Source organism: Streptosporangium sandarakinum, assembly GCF_013409935.1.
Taxonomy (GTDB): domain Bacteria; phylum Actinomycetota; class Actinomycetes; order Streptosporangiales; family Streptosporangiaceae; genus Streptosporangium; species Streptosporangium nondiastaticum.
This window is the reverse complement of the sequence record NZ_JACCCO010000002.1, coordinates 200641-217018: the sequence shown is the minus strand read 5'-3', so window position 1 is coordinate 217018 and position 16378 is coordinate 200641. Positions and strand designations below refer to the sequence as shown.

Sequence of the window (16378 nt, the reverse complement as noted above, 5' to 3'; positions counted from 1 at the left end):
AGGACACCTCTCATGCAGGAGGTCATCGCCCGGCCGACGGCGGACGGCCGTCCCGTCCCCGCCGGCCTGTTGTACGGCCTGCGCGTCCTGGTCACCGCCCAGGCGGCCGGCCTGATCGTCGCGGCCTCGTTCGCCGGCCAGGCCGTACGCGGCGGGGAGGCACTGGCCGAGACGCACGTCATGGCCGGGATGGTGGTGCACCTGATCGCGCTGCTGCAGGTCGTCGCCGCCGTGCTGGTCTGGCGGCCCGGCCGGGGCGCCGGCTGGCCCGCGCTGGCCAGCCTGGGCCTGCTGCTGATCGGCCTGGGCCAGCACTTCAGCTGGGAGATGCTCGGCACGCACGTGCCCAGCGGGCTGGCGCTGTTCGGCCTGGCCGTGGCCGTGCTGATCTGGGCCTGGTCGTCCCGCGCGGCGGTGCGCCGCTCCTGACAGCCCCTCTCCTGGCCGGCCCTCTCCTGGCCGGTCCGCTGCTGACCGAGTCCGCGTCGCGCGCCGTCCCCGGCGGGCGTGCGGAAGACCCCCGCGCCGCCGTGGTCCCCCGGGACCACGGCGTTTCGGCGTTCCCGGCGCCGGGCCGTCCGGACCGGCGCGACCCGGTCGGACCGGGCGCCGTACGGGGCGGGCCGGGCGGGGACGCCGCCGGAAGGGAGGGGGGAGGCCGCGGGCCGTACCCGTAACAGGGATACGGTTCGCGCATGCCCCGCACAGGTAGGGTCGGCATCAAGTACGGGAGGGGAGACATACCGGTGAATCCGGAAGCATCGGAAACCGAGGACCGTATCTGGACGGTCCCCAACGCGCTCAGCCTGGCCAGGCTCCTGGGTGTGCCGGTCTTTCTGTGGCTGGTGCTGGGCCCCAAGGCCGACGGCTGGGCCGTCGGGCTGCTGATGCTGGCCGGCTTCTCCGACTGGCTGGACGGCAAGATCGCCCGCGCGTGGAACCAGACCAGCAGGCTCGGCCGCCTGCTGGACCCGCTGGCCGACCGCCTCTACATCCTGGCGACCCTGCTCGGCCTGGCCCTGCGCGACATCATCCCCTGGTGGCTGGCGCTGGCGATCCCGCTGCGCGACGTCATGATGCTGGGCATCCCGCCCATCCTGCGCCGCCTCGGGTACGGCCCCGCGCTGCCGGTGCACTTCCTCGGCAAGGCCGCCACCGCCAACCTGCTCTACGCCTTCCCCCTGCTGTTCCTGGCCCACCACGACTCCTGGTACGCCGATCCGGCCCGGATCGTCGGCTGGTCGCTGGCCATCTGGGGAACGGGCCTGTACTGGTGGTCGGGAGTGCTGTATTGGGTACAGGTGCGGCAGCTCGTCAAAGGAGCCAAACGCCTTAAAACGCCTTAAGAGGTGATTCATGAAGGCCGTCGTGATGGCGGGCGGGGAGGGGACACGGCTCCGGCCGATGACCGCCAACCAGCCCAAGCCCCTGCTCCCTGTGATCAACCGGCCGATCATGGAACACGTGCTGCGGCTGCTGCGGCGGCACGGGTTCACCGAGACCGTCGTCACCGTGCAGTTCCTGGCCGTCCTGGTGCGCAACTACTTCGGCGACGGCGACGAGCTCGGCATGAGCCTGCACTACGCCACCGAGGAGACGCCCCTCGGGACCGCCGGCAGCGTCAAGAACGCCGCCGACAAGCTCCGCGACGAGCCGTTCCTCGTCATCTCCGGCGACGCCCTCACCGACATCGACCTGACCGAGATGGTGCGCTTCCACCGCGAGAACGGCGCCATGGTCACCATCGGCCTCAAACGGGTGCCCAACCCCCTGGAGTTCGGCATCGTCATCGTCGACGAGCACGGCCGGGTCGAACGGTTCCTGGAGAAGCCCACCTGGGGCCAGGTCTTCTCCGACACCGTCAACACCGGCGTCTACGTGATGGAGCCGGAGATCCTCGACGAGATCGCCCCCGGCGTGCCGGTCGACTGGTCGGCGGACGTCTTCCCGCGGCTACTGGCCCGCGGCGCCCCGCTGTACGGCTACGTCGCCGACGGCTACTGGGAGGACGTCGGCACCCACGAGAGCTACCTCAAGGCCCAGGCCGACGCCCTATCGGGCCGGGTGAAGCTCGACATCGACGCCTTCGAGGTCTCGCCCGGCGTCTGGGTGGCCGAGGGCGCCTCGGTGGACCCCGACGCCGTGCTCAAGGGCCCGCTGTTCATCGGCGACTACGCCAAGGTCGAGCCCGGGGCCGAGCTGCGCGAGTACACCGTGCTGGGCAGCAACGCCGTGGTCCGCGAGGGCGCCTTCCTGCACCGGGCGGTGGTCTGCGACAACGTCTACGTCGGGCCCGGCACCCACATGCGCGGCTGCGTCGTCGGCAAGAACACCGACCTGATGACCGGCGTCCGGATCGAGGAGGGCGCCGTCGTCGGCGACGAGTGCATCATCGAGGCCGGCGCCTACCTCTCCTCCGGCGTCAAGGTCTACCCCTTCAAGACCATCGAGGCCGGCGCGGTGGTCAACACCAGCGTCATCTGGGAGCCGCGCGGCCAGCGCGACCTCTTCGGCCCGCGCGGCGTCTCCGGGCTGGTCAACGTCGAGATCACCCCCGAGCTGTGCGTACGGCTGGCCAGCGCCTACGCCACCACGCTCAGCAAGGGCGCCTCCGTCGTCACCTCCCGCGACTCCTCCCGCGCCGCGCGGGCGCTGAAGCGGGCGGTGATCAGCGCGCTGAACGCCAGCGCCATCAACGTGCTGGACCTGGAGGCCACCCCGCTGCCGGTGTCGCGCTTCCACACCGCCCGGGAGAACGCGGTCGGCGGCATCGCGCTGCGCACCACCCCCGGCGACCCGCAGAGCGTGGACATCGTCTTCATGGACGAGCACGGCGCCGACCTGTCGCAGGCGGCCCAGCGTAAGCTCGACCGGGTCTTCGCCCGCCAGGAGTTCCGGCGGGCCTTCCCCGGAGAGATCGCCGAGCTGCGCTTCCCGCCCCGGACGGTCGAGGACTACACCCACGAGCTGCTGCGCCACGTGGACATGCGGGGAGTTCGCGACGCCGACATGAAGATCGTCGTGGACTGCGCGGGCGGCACCTCCGCGCTGGTGCTGCCGAGCCTCCTCGGCCGGGTCGGGGTGGAGGTGCTGACCGTCAACAACCGGCTGGACGATGCCTCGCCCACCGAGACCCTCGCCGAGCGCCGCCGCGACCTGCAGCGGCTGTCGGAGCTCGTCAGCTCCTCCCGTGCCGCCTTCGGGGTGCGGTTCGACCCGGTGGGGGAGCGGATCGCACTGGTGGACGAGCTGGGCCACCTGATCAGCGAGGAGCGTGCCCTGCTGGTGGTCCTGGACCTGGTGGCGGCCGAGCGGTGCGCCGGCCGGGTGGCGCTGCCGGTCACCACCACCCGGGTGGCCGAGCAGGTCTGCCGCTTCCACGGGGTACAGGTCGAGTGGACCGCCACCGCGGTCGACGCGCTCACGAGCGCCGTCCGGAACCAGGAGATGATCTTCGCGGCGGACGGGCGGGGCGGCTTCGTCGTGCCGGAGTTCGGCCCCACCGTGGACGGCCTGGCCGCGTTCCTGCGTCTGCTCGGCCTGGTCGCCAGGACCCGCCTGTCGCTCAGCCAGATCGACGCCAGGATCCCCGAGGCCAAGCTGCTGCGCCGTACGGTGCCGACGCCGTGGGCCGCCAAGGGCGTGGTGATGCGCTCGGTCATCGAGGCCGCCCAGCACCACCGCATCGATACCACCGACGGGGTGCGGATCGTCGCCGACGACGGAGCCTGGGCGCTGGTGCTGCCCGACCCGGCCGAGGCCGTCACCCACCTGTGGGCCGAGGGCAACGACGTCGACACGGCGCAGGGCATGCTGGAGCACTGGGCCCGGGTCGTGGAGGAGGCCGCCGGCATCTGAGCCCCGCGAGGGGGCGCCGGTGTCTGGACTGAGGAGGGAGCGAGCGCAGCGAGCGGACGACGAGGGAAGACATCGGACACCAGCCCCCGAGCCGCGACGCGCGGCGTCGCCGTGAACACAGCGCAGCGTCGCCGTGAATACAGTGAAGTGCGACACTCCAGCGCGGCGGCATGGACCGGAAGTGCCACCCGGCGGTAACTTTGTCCCGACCGAACCCGCGGTCGAGCGTCGGCCTTGATCTTTGCGTCTCATTGGTGTATGTTGCGGCATTCGCAGTCAGAGAAAATACTTGAGAAGCGAAGAAGCGAGGCGCGCATCCCTGAGCACCGTTGCCGCGTCTTCGCGGTAGGAGGCCGAGCCGATCGATGCCGAGCGTCTACTGCACGCAGTGCGGGCACGCCAACCCTGAGGATGCCCGTTTCTGCTCCCAATGCGGTTCGCCGCTGACCAAGTACGAGTCACCCGGAGACAGCACGTCCACCATCTCCCTCTCCGGGATCGAGGCGTACGAGGCGGAGACCGGAGAGACGCTCCTCGCCGAGCGGCAGGCCGTCGAGCAGTTGCCCCCGGGCTCCGCCCTGCTCGTCGCCATGCGCGGCCCCAACGCCGGCAGCCGCTTCCTGCTGGACAGCGATCTGACCACCGTGGGGCGTCACCCCGACAGCGACATCTTCCTGGACGACATCACCGTCTCGCGCCGCCATGTGGAGTTCTACCGGCGCGGCGGCGGCATGTTCACCGTCCGTGACGTCGGCAGCCTGAACGGCACCTACGTCAACCGTGAGCGGATCGAGGAGGTGCCGCTCTACGGCGGGGACGAGGTGCAGATCGGCAAGTTCCGGCTGGTCTTCCTCACCCGCGGCGCCTCTGGAGGATGATGAGCTCGCAGGCCGCTCGTGCGCACATGAGCATCGGGGAGGTGCTCGCCCTGCTGCAGGGCGAGTTCCCCGACGTCAGCATCTCCAAGATTCGTTTCCTGGAGGGCGAGGGGCTGATCGAGCCGGAGCGCAGCCCCTCCGGCTACCGCAAGTTCACTTACGCCGACGTCGAGCGGCTCCGCTACATCCTCAGCGAGCAGCGTGACCGCTACCTTCCGCTGCGCGTGATCAAGGACCGGCTGGACGCGGCGGACCGCGAGGAGCGGCCCGTCGCCCCACCCCGGGCCCTGCCCGACGAGCCGGTCAGGGAGGTCCGCCTCACCCGCCAGGAGCTGCTGGCCGCCGCCTCGCTCTCCGAGGAGGCCCTGACCGAGCTGGAGGACTTCGGCCTGGTGGAGGCCGTGGCCCGCCACTACGACGCCGAGGCCCTGGCGGTGGCCCGCAGCGTCGGCGCCCTGGCCGCCTTCGGCCTGCGCGCCCGCCACCTGCGGGTGGTCAAGGCCGCCGCCGAGCGCGAGGCCGGCCTGGTGGAGCAGGCCATCGCGCCGCTGCTGCGCCGCCGGGGTCCCGGCGCGATCGCCAAGGCCGACGAGACGGCCGGGGAGATATCCGGGCTCCTGCTGGAATTACACGCCTCGTTGCTGCGTTCCGGCGTTCGAGGGGCCCTGGGCCGGTGAGCCCTGGCCGGACGGCCGTAGCCCCCCGGATGTTACGTTGAACGAACCGGTCGAAATCCAGCGAAGATGGAGCAGCCCGTGTTGCAGATGGAGGTCGTGGGCGTTCGGGTTGAGATGCCTTCCAACCAGCCCATTGTTCTGCTCAAGGAGGCACATGGGGAGCGCTATCTGCCGATCTGGATCGGCATGACCGAGGCCACGGCGATCGCCATGGCCCAGGCCGACGAGCCGCCGCCGCGGCCGCTCACCCATGACCTTTTCCGCGACGTGCTCGACGCCCTGGGCGTCCGGCTGAGCACCGTCAACATCGTCGCCCTCCGGGACGGCATCTTCTTCGCCGATCTCGTGTTCTCCAACGGGGCCGAGGTCAGCGCCCGCCCGTCGGACTCGATCGCCCTCGCGCTGCGCACCGGCGCACGCATCTTCGCCAGCGAGGACGTGGTCGCCGAGGCCGGGGTGGTCATCCCCGACGACCAGGAGGACGAGGTGGAGAAGTTCAGGGAGTTCCTTGACACAATCACGCCCGAGGACTTCGGCCGCGCGGGGTAGGTATTTCGGTGCATTTACGCTTCACGACGCGCCGGGTGGGGTCGTTGACTGGGCTTGGCCCCAAGCCTACGGTGCAAGTGAACCCCGGGGCCGCGCGTAAACCCCCAGATCAGGCCGCGGGATGAGAGAAAGCCGGAGGTCCGCGTGGCGGTCAGCAGCGGCGAGGGTAGAAACGCCGATCAGGATGACCCGGAACGGCGCGGGAAGGCCCACCAGCGTGCGGGTGAAGAGGGCCTGCTGTTCGACGGGGCACCGGTGAACCCGCCCGCCGACATCGGCTACCGCGGCCCCACCGCCTGCGCCGCCGCCGACATCACCTACCGCCAGCTCGACTACTGGGCCCGCACCGGGCTCGTCGAGCCCACCGTCAGGGCCGCCCAGGGTTCCGGCTCCCAGCGACTGTACGGCTTCCGCGACATCCTCGTCCTCAAGGTCGTCAAACGCCTCCTCGACACCGGCGTCTCCCTCCAGCAGATCCGCATCGCCGTACAGCACCTCCGTGACCGCGGGGTCAGCGACCTCGCCCAGATCACCCTGATGAGCGACGGGGTCAGCGTCTACGAGTGCACCTCGCCCGACGAGGTCATCGACCTCCTCCAGGGCGGCCAGGGCGTCTTCGGCATCGCGCTGGGCCGCGTCTGGCAGGAGGTGGAGGGCTCCCTGGCCGATCTGCCCGGCGAGCGCGCGGAGGCGTCCCAGAGCCCTTTAGGCGATCATCACGCGGATGAACTGGCCCGCCGTCGCAGAGCCCGGCGAACCGGGTAAAGTTGGTCTGGCCGCAGACGCCGTGCGGGAGAGTCCCCGGCTGGACCGGGGCGCCGAAGGAGCAACCCTCCCCGGAATCTCTCAGGCACCCTGTACCGCACGGACGAGGCGACTCTGGAAAGCAGGTACGCCCGCCAGGCGTGTCTCACCGACGGTGAAAACCCTCCCCGGTGGGGAAGGTGAAGCTCTCAGGTGGAGATGACAGAGGGGGAGATCCGGCATACGCCCGCGCTCAGCGCCGGTCTCCACCAGCCCCGGGAGGCTTTCCATGACCGACCTGTCACCGCTCGGTGAGCTCAGCTCCCCGCCGTTCTCCACCCGCCACATCGGCCCGGCCGACGACGACCAGGCCCGCATGCTGGAGACCGTCGGCTTCGCCTCGGCCGCCGACCTCCTCGCGGTGGCCGTGCCGGAGGTGATCCGCACCGCCGACCGACTCGATCTCCCGCCGGCCGCGAGCGAGCCGGAGGCCATCGCCGAGCTGCGGGCCCTCGCCTCCCGCAACACGGTGCTCACCTCGATGATCGGCCTGGGCTACCACGACACGATCACCCCGGCCGTCATCCGCCGCAACCTCCTGGAGAACCCGGGCTGGTACACCGCCTACACCCCCTACCAGCCGGAGATCTCCCAGGGCCGCCTGGAGGCCCTGCTCAACTTCCAGACGGTCGTGACCGACCTGACCGCCCTCGACGTCGCCGGCGCCTCCCTGCTCGACGAGGCCACCGCCGTCGCCGAGGCGATGACCCTGGCCCGCCGCGCCGGCAAGGCACCCTCCAACGTGTTCGTCGTCGACGCCGACGCCCTGCCGCAGACCAAGGCCGTGCTCGCCACCCGCGCCGAGCCGCTCGGCATCGAGCTGGTCGAGAGCGACTTCACCGCCGAGCTGCCCGACTGCTTCGGCGTGCTCGTGCAGTACCCGGGCGCGAGCGGCCGGATCAGGGACTTCCGCTCCATCGCCGACGCCGCCCACGCCCGCGGCGCCCAGGTCGTCGCCGCCGCCGACCTGCTGGCCCTCACCGTGCTGACCGCCCCCGGCGAGATGGGCGCCGACATCGCGGTCGGCTCCACCCAGCGGTTCGGCGTGCCGATGGGCTTCGGCGGCCCGCACGCCGCCTACATGGCGGTCCGTGACGGCCTGCAGCGGCAGATGCCCGGCCGCCTGGTGGGCGTCTCCCAGGACGCCGACGGCCGCCCCGCCCACCGCCTCGCGCTGCAGACCCGCGAGCAGCACATCCGCCGCGAGAAGGCCACCAGCAACATCTGCACCGCGCAGGTGCTGCTCGCGGTGATCGCCGGGATGTACGCCGTCTACCACGGCCCCGAGGGGCTGCGCCGGATCGGCCGCCGCGTCCACCGCCACGCCGTCGTGCTCGCCGAGGGCCTGCGCCAGGCCGGCGTCGAGGTCGTCCACGACGCCTTCTTCGACACCGTGCTGGCCCGCGTGCCGGGCCGCGCCGCCGAGGTCGTCGCCGCGGCCCGGGACAACGGCGTCAACCTGCGGCTGGCCGACGACGACCACGTCGGCGTCTCCTGCGACGAGAAGACCGAGCTGCCGCACATCGAGCAGGTGCTGGCCGCCTTCGGCGTCAGCGGCGCGGTCCTGGCCGACCTCGACGCCTCCGCCCACGACGCGCTGCCCGCCGCCCTGACCCGGACGAGCGACTTCCTGACCCACCCGGTCTTCCACAGTCACCGCTCCGAGACCGCCATGCTGCGCTACCTGCGCAGGCTGCAGGACAGGGACATCGCGCTCGACCGGTCGATGATCCCGCTGGGCTCGTGCACCATGAAGCTCAACGCGACCACCGAGATGGAGCCGATCACCTGGCCGGAGTTCGCCGGCCTGCACCCCTACGCCCCCGCCGAGCAGGGCGCCGGCTACGCCCAGCTGATCGGGGAGCTGGAGGGCTGGCTGGCCGAGGTCACCGGCTACGACGCCGTGTCGATCCAGCCCAACGCCGGCTCCCAGGGCGAGTTCGCCGGCCTGCTCGCCATCCGCGCCTACCACCGGGCGCGCGGCGAGTCCGGCCGCGACGTCTGCCTCATCCCCTCCTCCGCGCACGGCACCAACGCCGCCAGCGCCGTCATGGCCGGCATGCGGGTCGTCGTGGTCGCCTGCGACGACGACGGCAACGTCGACCTCGACGACCTCGTCGCCAAGATCGAGAAGAACCGCGACCGGCTCGCCGCGATCATGGTGACCTACCCGTCCACGCACGGCGTCTACGAGGAGGGCATCACCCGGATCTGCGAGCTGGTGCACGAGGCCGGCGGCCAGGTCTACGTCGACGGCGCCAACCTCAACGCGCTGGTCGGCCTGGCCAAGCCGGGGCAGTTCGGGGCGGACGTCTCCCACCTGAACCTGCACAAGACCTTCTGCATCCCGCACGGCGGCGGCGGCCCCGGCGTCGGGCCCGTCGCGGTCCGCGCCCACCTCGCCGAGTACCTCCCCGGTCACCCGCTGCGCGACGGCTCGCCGGTCGGCCCGGTCTCGGCCGCGCCGTACGGCTCGGCGGGCATCCTGCCGATCTCCTGGGCCTACATCCGGATGATGGGCGCCGAGGGTCTCCGCGCGGCCACCGAGCAGGCCATCCTGTCGGCCAACTACCTCGCCCGCCGCCTGGCCCCGCACTACCCGGTCCTCTACACCGGCCGTGGCGGGCTGGTCGCGCACGAGTGCATCATCGACCTGCGCCAGATCACCAAGGAGACCGGCGTGACCGTGGACGACGTGGCCAAGCGCCTCATCGACTACGGCTTCCACGCGCCGACGATGTCCTTCCCGGTGGCCGGCACGCTGATGATCGAGCCCACCGAGAGCGAGGACCTGGCCGAGCTCGACCGGTTCTGCGACGCCATGATCGCGATCCGCGGCGAGATCGCGAAGGTCGCCTCCGGCGAGTACGACAAGAAGGACAACCCGCTGCGCAACGCCCCGCACACCGCCGACTGCCTGGTCACCGACGACTGGAACCACCCCTACGGCAGGGTGGAGGCGGCCTACCCGCTGCCGTCGCTGCGCGAGGACAAGTACTGGTCGCCGGTCCGCCGCATCGACCAGGCCTACGGCGACCGCAACCTGGTGTGCTCCTGCCCGCCGCTGTCGGCCTACGAGGACTGACCCGCGAGGGGGCGCCGGTGTCTGGACTGAGGAACGCAGCCGCGGAGCGGCGGAGTGACGAGGGAAGGCACCGGGCAAGAGCCCTCGAGCCGCGACGCGCAGCGTCGCCGTGAGCCCGTGAGGGGGCGCCGGTGTCTGGACTGAGGAACGCAGCCGCGGAGCGGCGGAGTGACGAGGGAAGGCACCGGGCAAGAGCCCTCGAGCCGCGACGCGCAGCGTCGCCATGAGTACAGCGAGGGGGTCCCGGCGCCGGCCCGGGGCTTCCTCGCCGTCGCCCCGGCGCCGTCCAGGGAATGATCGACAAGAGATGCCGGCACCGTCCGTCCGCGGGACGCGGGACGCCCCGAGTCGTTAGGCTCGGGGCGTTTCCCTCACCCGGAGAGGACCCCGCATGCCAGAGGTGGACACGCGTCCCTTGGAAACGGCGCGCAGGCTGGCCGAGGACGGCGACCTGGACGCCGCCGCGGCGATCTTCGCGGAGCTCGCCGCCGACCCCGCCGAGCCCGACCGCGCCCAGGCGGCGGTGGGGCTCGCGGTGGTGCTGGAAGAACGCGGCGACGTGCCCGGCGCCCGGTCGGCCGCGCGCACCGCGCTGGCGACAGGGCATCCGGAGTTCGCCGCCCAGGCCGCCTGCCTGCTCGCCCGCAGCTTCGAGCGCGAGGAACTGCCGGACCAGGCGCGGGCCGCCTGGCAGGCCGCCCTCGGCATCGGCAACCCGGCCTACGTGCCGCTGGCGCACATGGCCCTGGCCCGGCTGGCCACGGGGGATGAGGAGGCCGAGGAGGCGCTGCGCGCCGCACTGGCCACCGGGGACCCGGAGATCGCCTCCCGGGCGGCTCAGCGGCTGGCGGAGTTCTTCCTCCAGGAGGGCGAGGCGGGGCAGGCCGCCGACGCGGTCCTCGCGGCGCTGACCGTACCCGACGTCGCCGACGCCGCCCGGCTGCGGGTGCTGCTCGGCATCGCCCATCTCGACCTGGCGTGCGCGGAGTTCGCCGCCGCCGTCGAGGAGGACGGCGACGTGGAGACCAGCGCGCTGGCCATCGAGCTGCTGGCCCGCACGCTCCCGCTCCGGGGCCGCGACGAGGACGCCGAGCGGGTGTGGCGCTACGGCCTGGACGGCGACGCCGACCTCGCCGCCGAGGTCCGCCTCCGGCGCGACCGCGACATCTGATGACCCTCTCCCCGGGACGCCGCGATCGGAGCCCCCGGGGGAGGGGCCACTCCCGTGTCCGGCCCGCCGGTCCCTCCTGGCATCCGCCCGCCGGTGTGTCTTCGCCCGTCGCGCCGTTCCCGCCCGGCGGCGTGCGAAGGTGACCTGCGAAGATATGTGATCGGTCGCCGGCCCGGCCACGTCGGCGAACCGATCGTTCACGGCCTGGCAGGCCGTCCGGAAGGAGAAGACGATGGGACCGAGCAAGCTGCTGCACAACCACCACCACGACCACGACCACGGCGCCGGGACGATGGACCGGCCCCGCGCCTACGACGTCGTGACCGGCGTGGGGATGCTGGGACGGCGGCGCGAGGCGTTCACCCGCCTGGCCGCGCTGTCCGGGGTGCGCCGGGGCGACCGGGTGCTCGACGTCGGTTGCGGCACCGGCTACCTCACCCGGATCATGGCCCCGGTCGCCGGCCTGGAGGGGCACGTGACCGGCGTCGACCCGTCCGAGGCCATGATCGGCCACGCCCGCCGCCGCGCCCCGGCCAACTGCTCCTACCTGGTGGGCGAGGGACAGCGGCTCGACCTGCCCGACGCCTCCTTCGACGTGGTGGTCTCCAGCCTGGCCGTCCACCACGTGCCGGCCGCCGAGCGCGGCGCCGCCGTACGGGAGATGTTCCGCGTGCTGCGGCCGGGCGGGCGCCTGCTGGTCGCCGAGTCCCGCCGGCCCACCGGCCGCCTGGCGGCCCGGCTCGCCGACGCGCTGGGCAGTCCCGCGATGCGGCACGACCCGCGGGAACTGCTCGGGGACCTCATCCCGGCCGCCGGGTTCCGCGTCGAGGAGGAGGGGGAGCTGCCGGTCCTGCTCTACTACGTCCGGGGCTCGCGGGCTCATGGCGACGCTGCGCGTCGCGGCTCGGGGGCTTAAGTCCGGTGTCTTCCCTCGGCGTTCGCTCGCTGCGCTCGTTCTCTCCTCGGTCCAGGCACCGGCGCCCCCTCGCGGGGTCAGTCGCGGGTGCGGCGGCGGCTCAGGGCGTGGGCGATGTTGACCGCGACGATGCCGCCCCAGGCGAGCAGCAGCCCCGCGGCCCCCGCCTCACCCGCGGCGATCGCGGTCAGCGGGACGCCGATGCCCAGGGAGCCCAGCGCGATCGCCACCGTCCCGTCGCCTTTGCGCCGGTTCCCCGGGGACTGGGGGTCGGCGTCCGCGGCGCGTATCTCGGCACGAACCTCGGCGCGCACCCGGGCGGCGATGGTGGCGTCGATCCGGTCGACGAAAGACTCCACCAGCGCGGCCTCGTACTCGGGACCCAGGTCCCGGCGGGCCTCCAGAGCGGCGCGCATGTCCTGTCGGATATCGTGATGCTCCTGCACGCTTCGATTCTCTACCCGATTCCGGCTCCCGGGATCGGCCTTTAGGACGACATCCGTGTCCCTGCGTCAAGCGGCCACCCTGGAGATCCCGACCCCGCATGGCCCGGCCGTGGCCGAGATCGACGGGATCGCCCGTCCGCGCTTCCTGCTGGTGCTCACGCACGGCGCGGGCGGCGGGGTGGAGGCCCCCGACCTGCTGGCCGTACGGGACGCCGTGACGCCGATCGGCGGCCTGGTCGCCCGGGTGACGCAGCCGTTCCGGGTGCGGGGCGCCCGCGCGCCGGGCTCGGCCGTCAAGCAGGACGAGGCGTGGACGGCCCTGGTGGCCGCGCTCCGCGCCCGTCACCCGGATCTGCCGCTCGTGCAGGGCGGGCGGAGCAACGGCGCGCGGGTCGCCTGCCGTACGGCGCGGCAGGCCGGGGCCGGGGCGGTCGTCGCGCTGGCGTTCCCGCTGCACCCGCCGGGCAAGCCGGAACGCTCCCGCGCGGGGGAGTTGCGTGCCGCCGGGGTGGACGTCCTCGCGGTCAGTGGAGACCGCGACCCGTTCGGCGTGCCCGAGGCAGCCGACACCGCCCGGCTGGTGGTGCTGCCGGGTGAGGGTCACGAGTTCAAGAAGGACCCCGGCCGGGTGGGCGAGGCCGTCGCGGAGTGGCTCGGCGCGAGGATGCCGCCGGCCCCGGTATGACTCCCGATGCGGGAACGTGAGGGATCAGGACACCCCGGCCAGCGGCCGATGCGGCTCGATGACGGCGCCGTCGGGGAGGAGCTCGCCGGTGTCCTCGAACAGCACCACACCGTTGCACAGCAGGGACCAGCCCTGCTCGGGGTGCGATGCCAGCGTGCGGGCGGCCTCGCGGTTCTGCGCGTCGGCGGAAGGACAGGACGGCTCATGCGGGCACATCGGCGTGCCTCCGGATCTCTCTTCTCGGCTCGCCGGGACCGTTCCGCCGGACGACCGGCGTCGGGCTCCGATACCCGCGCATGCGGGACGAGCGTCTGGTGGACATGTATGGTCGTGCGCGTCTCGGCGCTGAGGCGCGCACATCAGGCAGATCAAGTGTGCGATCCGCACGCCCCAGGCGACATAGCCCGTTAGGACTGTTTGCACCCTGAACAGGAGTGGGCCCCGCCGGTATGTCGAGGGTGTGTTCTATGACACAGCATGCCTTATAGGAAGATACCCGGCCAACCTCGACACGCCTGGGACCAGGTAAAATCCCTCGCCCGTGCGAGAGGCGGGGCGGCCGGCCGGCATCGCCGCCTTGACGCCGCCCGAGTCTCCGGCCGCGAAGGAGGCGGCGTCCGAGCCCCCGGCCGTGAGGGAGGGGGAGCGGCGCGCCACCGCCTTCCGCGACGAGGTCGAGTGCCTCCCGGCCGTGCGGGAGGCGGAGCGGTCAGCGGGCGGCCAGCCCGGTCAGGAGCGCCTCCAGCCCGACCTCGAAGTCGGCGTCGGACGCCGGGTCGCCGCCGCCCGCCGACGGCGGGCGCCAGGGCTCGTCGTCCTCGCCCATCGGCTCGGCCCAGCCCGACTGCTGCACCTCCACCGCCACCGCGCCGAAGACGTAGGCGCGCAGCGCCCGGACGGCCCGCGGCGCGTCCGGCAGCCCCGCCTCGGCGAGCTGGTCGGTCTGCTCGCGCAGCGCCATCGCCGCCCGCCCCTTGGGGGGCCTGGTGAGCGCCAGCGCCAGCACGCCCGGGTGCTCCCGCAGCAGGGCCCGGCTGGCCCGGCACCACTGCCGGGCGCCCTCGCGCCAGTCGGGGGAGGGATCCACGTGGACGGCGGTGACGTGCTCGGCCAGCGCGTCCATGAGGGCGTCCTTGCCGCGGGGCAGGTGGTGGTAGATGGCCATCGCCTCCACCTGCAGGGCGTCTCCCAGTCGGCGCATCGTCAGCCGTCGCAGGCCCTGGGTGTCGGCGATGTGCAGGGCGGCGTCGATGATGCGTTCCCGGGACAGGGGGATGGGCGGTCGTTTGGCTGGCATGGCGGCCATCCTGCCAGCCGTGACCTTACTGCGTAAAGGCAGGCGCGCCGTGACACCGGTCCCTGGATGTGTGGGGCGGACGGGAACGGCGTAGGCTACGAGCCGTGATCAGCCGGGGAACGCCCGGCGATAGAGAGAGGGCAGACGATGGCGTTTTTCCGACCGGGCGTGAGCCGGGAGGCGGAGGTTCGCTACCACGCTGACCAGGAGGTCGGGAAGAGCTTCCCCGAGCTCCTGAGGAAGGCGCGGGCCGCCGAGGCCGAGCTGCGCCGCGCCCAGGCCGCCGGGGTCTCCACCGAGGAGCTGCGGGTCGCGGCCCGGGCCTTCGACATGGCGCTCACCGCGGCGCTGCGGGCCGCCGAGGCCAATCAGCGGGCGACGTTCGGCGTCCGGTCCTACGACGACCGGATCCGCCGCCGCAAGGCCAGGGCCACCCCCAAGGGCGCCGAGTGGACCGACGAGGTCAACCGGCTGCGCACCCTGCGTGAGCGCAACCGCCTGACCGGTCTCATCCGCGTCCCCCGGCCGGCCGGCTGGGTGGGCTGACGCCCGCACGCCCGGCCGCCTCCCGTGCGGCCGGGCGTCTCCCGCACAGGCCGCCGTCTCGTACGGCCGGCCGCCTCCGCACCCGTCGCGCCCTTCGCGGCGGGTGTTTTCCACGCCGGGAAACCCATACATTCCATTGCGGTTATATATCCGGGAGAGTATGTTCAGAGGGTGTCATCACCGCTCGACGTGCTCGCCGAACCCGTCCGGCGCCGCATCCTCGACCTGCTCCTGGAGCGTCCCCGGCTGGTCGGGGAGCTGACCGACGAGCTGGGCCTGACCCAGCCCGGCACCTCCAAGCATCTGCGGGTGCTGCGCGAGGCCGGCCTGGTGACGGTGCGCCGGGACGCCCAGCGCCGGTGGTACGAGCTGCGCCCGGAGCCGCTGAGCGAGCTCGACGCCTGGCTCGCGCCGTACCGGCGGCTGTGGGCCGGCCGCCTGTACGCTCTGGAAGATCACCTCGACGCGATGCCGGACGAGGACGGCGAGCCCTGTCCGAAGGAGTCCCCGTGAACGAAACCCCGGTGTCCCCGACGTCCTCGCGATCCCCGGAGTCCCCGGAGTCCTCGGTGAACGAGACCCTGGCCGTGGACGGCGACCGCACCGTCCTGCGGATGGAGCGCCGCCTGGGACACCCGCCGGAGAAGGTCTGGCGGGCCGTCACCGACCCCGCGCACCTCGCCCAGTGGTTCCCCGCCCGCGTCGAGGCGGACCTGCGGGCCGGAGGAAGGATCAGCTTCGACCCCGGCGGCGGGCACCCGCCGACGGACGGTGTGATCACCGAGTTCGACCCGCCGCGGGTCATCGCCTACACCTGGGGCGACGCCCTGCTGCGCTGGGAGGCGCGGCCCGACGGCGCGGGCACCCTGCTGATCCTCACCCACACCTTCGCCGACCGCTTCGGCGCGGCCAGCTTCGCCGCGGGCTGGCGGACGTGCACCGGCATGCTGATCCAGGCCCTCGACGGCGGGCTCGTCCGGGCGCCCGGACGGGCCGAGGGCCTGCACGAGGAGCTGGTCGCGAAGTTCGGCCTGGACGAGGGGACGAGCGAGGACGTCGCGGGCGGCTGGCGGGTGCGGTTCGAGCGCCAGCTCGTCCGCCCGGCCGAACGGGTCTGGGCCGAGCTGCACCCGGGCACCGCCCCCACCCCCGGCGAGGCCGTGCCGGCCGGCTTCACCGTCCCCGGGGTCACGCCGGGGGCGGTCACCGAGGTCCACGCCCCCGACCTGCTGGAGTACGGCTGGCAACACGGCGGCCGGCCCGCCGGGACCGTCCGCTGGGAGCTCGCGCCCGGCACCGGGCACGGCGCCCGCCTCGTCGTCACTCAGACGGGCCCGCGCGACCTGCCCGGGGCCCGCGACGAGGCCCTCGCCGCCTGGCGGACCCGCGTCGGCGACCTCGCCAAGCGGCTCCTGGACACCGCTTCCTGAGGTGGCCGGGGCCGCGTCCGGCGGCGGCGCCCCGGG

Annotated in this window: 17 protein-coding genes and 1 riboswitch; of the genes, 14 read left to right on the top strand and 3 right to left on the bottom strand. The window is 72.9% G+C overall.

Going from position 1 to position 16378, the window contains the following annotated elements; genetic code table 11:
• The first annotated feature begins 12 nt into the window (after positions 1 to 12).
• The 10 genes from HDA43_RS19680 (at position 13) to HDA43_RS34430 (ending at position 11938) form a co-directional block, all read left to right on the top strand.
• Positions 13 to 429 (top strand): hypothetical protein, encoded by a 417-nt coding sequence (locus tag HDA43_RS19680; RefSeq protein ID WP_179823818.1) that lies wholly within the window; start codon positions 13 to 15, stop codon positions 427 to 429.
• 317 nt (positions 430 to 746) lie between these two features.
• Positions 747 to 1346, top strand: a complete 600-nt coding sequence (gene clsA / locus HDA43_RS19675; RefSeq protein ID WP_179823816.1) for a cardiolipin synthase ClsA — start codon at positions 747 to 749, stop codon at positions 1344 to 1346.
• A gap of 10 nt (positions 1347 to 1356) precedes the next feature.
• Complete coding sequence (locus HDA43_RS19670; RefSeq protein WP_179823808.1) at positions 1357 to 3858, top strand: mannose-1-phosphate guanyltransferase; 2502 nt, start codon at positions 1357 to 1359, stop codon at positions 3856 to 3858.
• Positions 3859 to 4223: 365 nt separating this feature from the next.
• Positions 4224 to 4736: a double zinc ribbon and FHA domain-containing protein gene (locus HDA43_RS19665; protein WP_179823806.1), complete on the top strand. Its 513-nt coding sequence runs from the start codon at positions 4224 to 4226 to the stop codon at positions 4734 to 4736.
• A gap of 26 nt (positions 4737 to 4762) precedes the next feature.
• Positions 4763 to 5413, top strand: coding sequence for a transcriptional regulator FtsR (ftsR, locus tag HDA43_RS19660; protein ID WP_308426328.1), 651 nt, complete (start codon positions 4763 to 4765; stop codon positions 5411 to 5413).
• Between the two features lie 78 nt (positions 5414 to 5491).
• The gene (locus HDA43_RS19655) at positions 5492 to 5962 is read left to right on the top strand and encodes a bifunctional nuclease family protein (protein WP_179823802.1); all 471 of its coding nucleotides are present in this window, start codon (positions 5492 to 5494) and stop codon (positions 5960 to 5962) included.
• Positions 5963 to 6106: 144 nt separating this feature from the next.
• On the top strand, positions 6107 to 6727 hold the full coding sequence (locus HDA43_RS19650; RefSeq protein WP_179823800.1) for a MerR family transcriptional regulator: 621 nt from the start codon (positions 6107 to 6109) through the stop codon (positions 6725 to 6727).
• A gap of 15 nt (positions 6728 to 6742) precedes the next feature.
• Positions 6743 to 6835, top strand: a riboswitch (glycine riboswitch).
• Positions 6836 to 6995: 160 nt separating this feature from the next.
• Positions 6996 to 9851: an aminomethyl-transferring glycine dehydrogenase gene (gene gcvP, locus HDA43_RS19645; RefSeq protein ID WP_179823798.1), complete on the top strand. Its 2856-nt coding sequence runs from the start codon at positions 6996 to 6998 to the stop codon at positions 9849 to 9851.
• Positions 9852 to 10242: 391 nt separating this feature from the next.
• Positions 10243 to 11022 carry a tetratricopeptide repeat protein gene (locus HDA43_RS19640; protein ID WP_179823796.1) on the top strand — a complete coding sequence of 260 codons (780 nt, stop codon included), beginning with the start codon at positions 10243 to 10245 and terminating at the stop codon, positions 11020 to 11022.
• A 232-nt stretch (positions 11023 to 11254) separates the two neighbouring features.
• A complete protein-coding gene (locus HDA43_RS34430) occupies positions 11255 to 11938 on the top strand; it encodes a class I SAM-dependent methyltransferase (RefSeq protein WP_218912322.1) in 684 nt (227 codons plus the stop codon).
• Between the two features lie 77 nt (positions 11939 to 12015).
• On the opposite strand, the gene HDA43_RS19630 is transcribed toward HDA43_RS34430, so the two are convergent.
• The gene (locus HDA43_RS19630; RefSeq protein WP_179823795.1) at positions 12016 to 12354 is read right to left on the bottom strand and encodes a hypothetical protein; all 339 of its coding nucleotides are present in this window, start codon (positions 12352 to 12354) and stop codon (positions 12016 to 12018) included.
• A gap of 109 nt (positions 12355 to 12463) precedes the next feature.
• Here HDA43_RS19630 and HDA43_RS19625 point away from each other — a divergent pair, with 109 nt between their 5' ends.
• On the top strand, positions 12464 to 13069 hold the full coding sequence (locus tag HDA43_RS19625; protein WP_179826234.1) for an alpha/beta hydrolase family protein: 606 nt from the start codon (positions 12464 to 12466) through the stop codon (positions 13067 to 13069).
• Positions 13070 to 13093: 24 nt separating this feature from the next.
• Here the strand turns inward: HDA43_RS19625 and HDA43_RS19620 are convergent, their stop codons facing one another.
• Complete coding sequence (locus HDA43_RS19620) at positions 13094 to 13285, bottom strand: DUF5999 family protein (RefSeq protein WP_179823793.1); 192 nt, start codon at positions 13283 to 13285, stop codon at positions 13094 to 13096.
• A 493-nt stretch (positions 13286 to 13778) separates the two neighbouring features.
• A complete protein-coding gene (locus tag HDA43_RS19615; protein ID WP_179823791.1) occupies positions 13779 to 14366 on the bottom strand; it encodes a TetR/AcrR family transcriptional regulator C-terminal domain-containing protein in 588 nt (195 codons plus the stop codon).
• Positions 14367 to 14513: 147 nt separating this feature from the next.
• Here HDA43_RS19615 and HDA43_RS19610 point away from each other — a divergent pair, with 147 nt between their 5' ends.
• The 3 genes from HDA43_RS19610 (at position 14514) to HDA43_RS19600 (ending at position 16342) form a co-directional block, all read left to right on the top strand.
• Positions 14514 to 14912 carry a hypothetical protein gene (locus tag HDA43_RS19610; RefSeq protein WP_179823789.1) on the top strand — a complete coding sequence of 133 codons (399 nt, stop codon included), beginning with the start codon at positions 14514 to 14516 and terminating at the stop codon, positions 14910 to 14912.
• A 171-nt stretch (positions 14913 to 15083) separates the two neighbouring features.
• A complete protein-coding gene (locus HDA43_RS19605) occupies positions 15084 to 15425 on the top strand; it encodes an ArsR/SmtB family transcription factor (RefSeq protein WP_179823787.1) in 342 nt (113 codons plus the stop codon).
• The gene (locus HDA43_RS19600; RefSeq protein WP_312873444.1) at positions 15422 to 16342 is read left to right on the top strand and encodes an SRPBCC family protein; all 921 of its coding nucleotides are present in this window, start codon (positions 15422 to 15424) and stop codon (positions 16340 to 16342) included. Before HDA43_RS19605 ends, HDA43_RS19600 begins: the two co-directional genes overlap by 4 nt.
• Positions 16343 to 16378 lie beyond the last annotated feature (36 nt).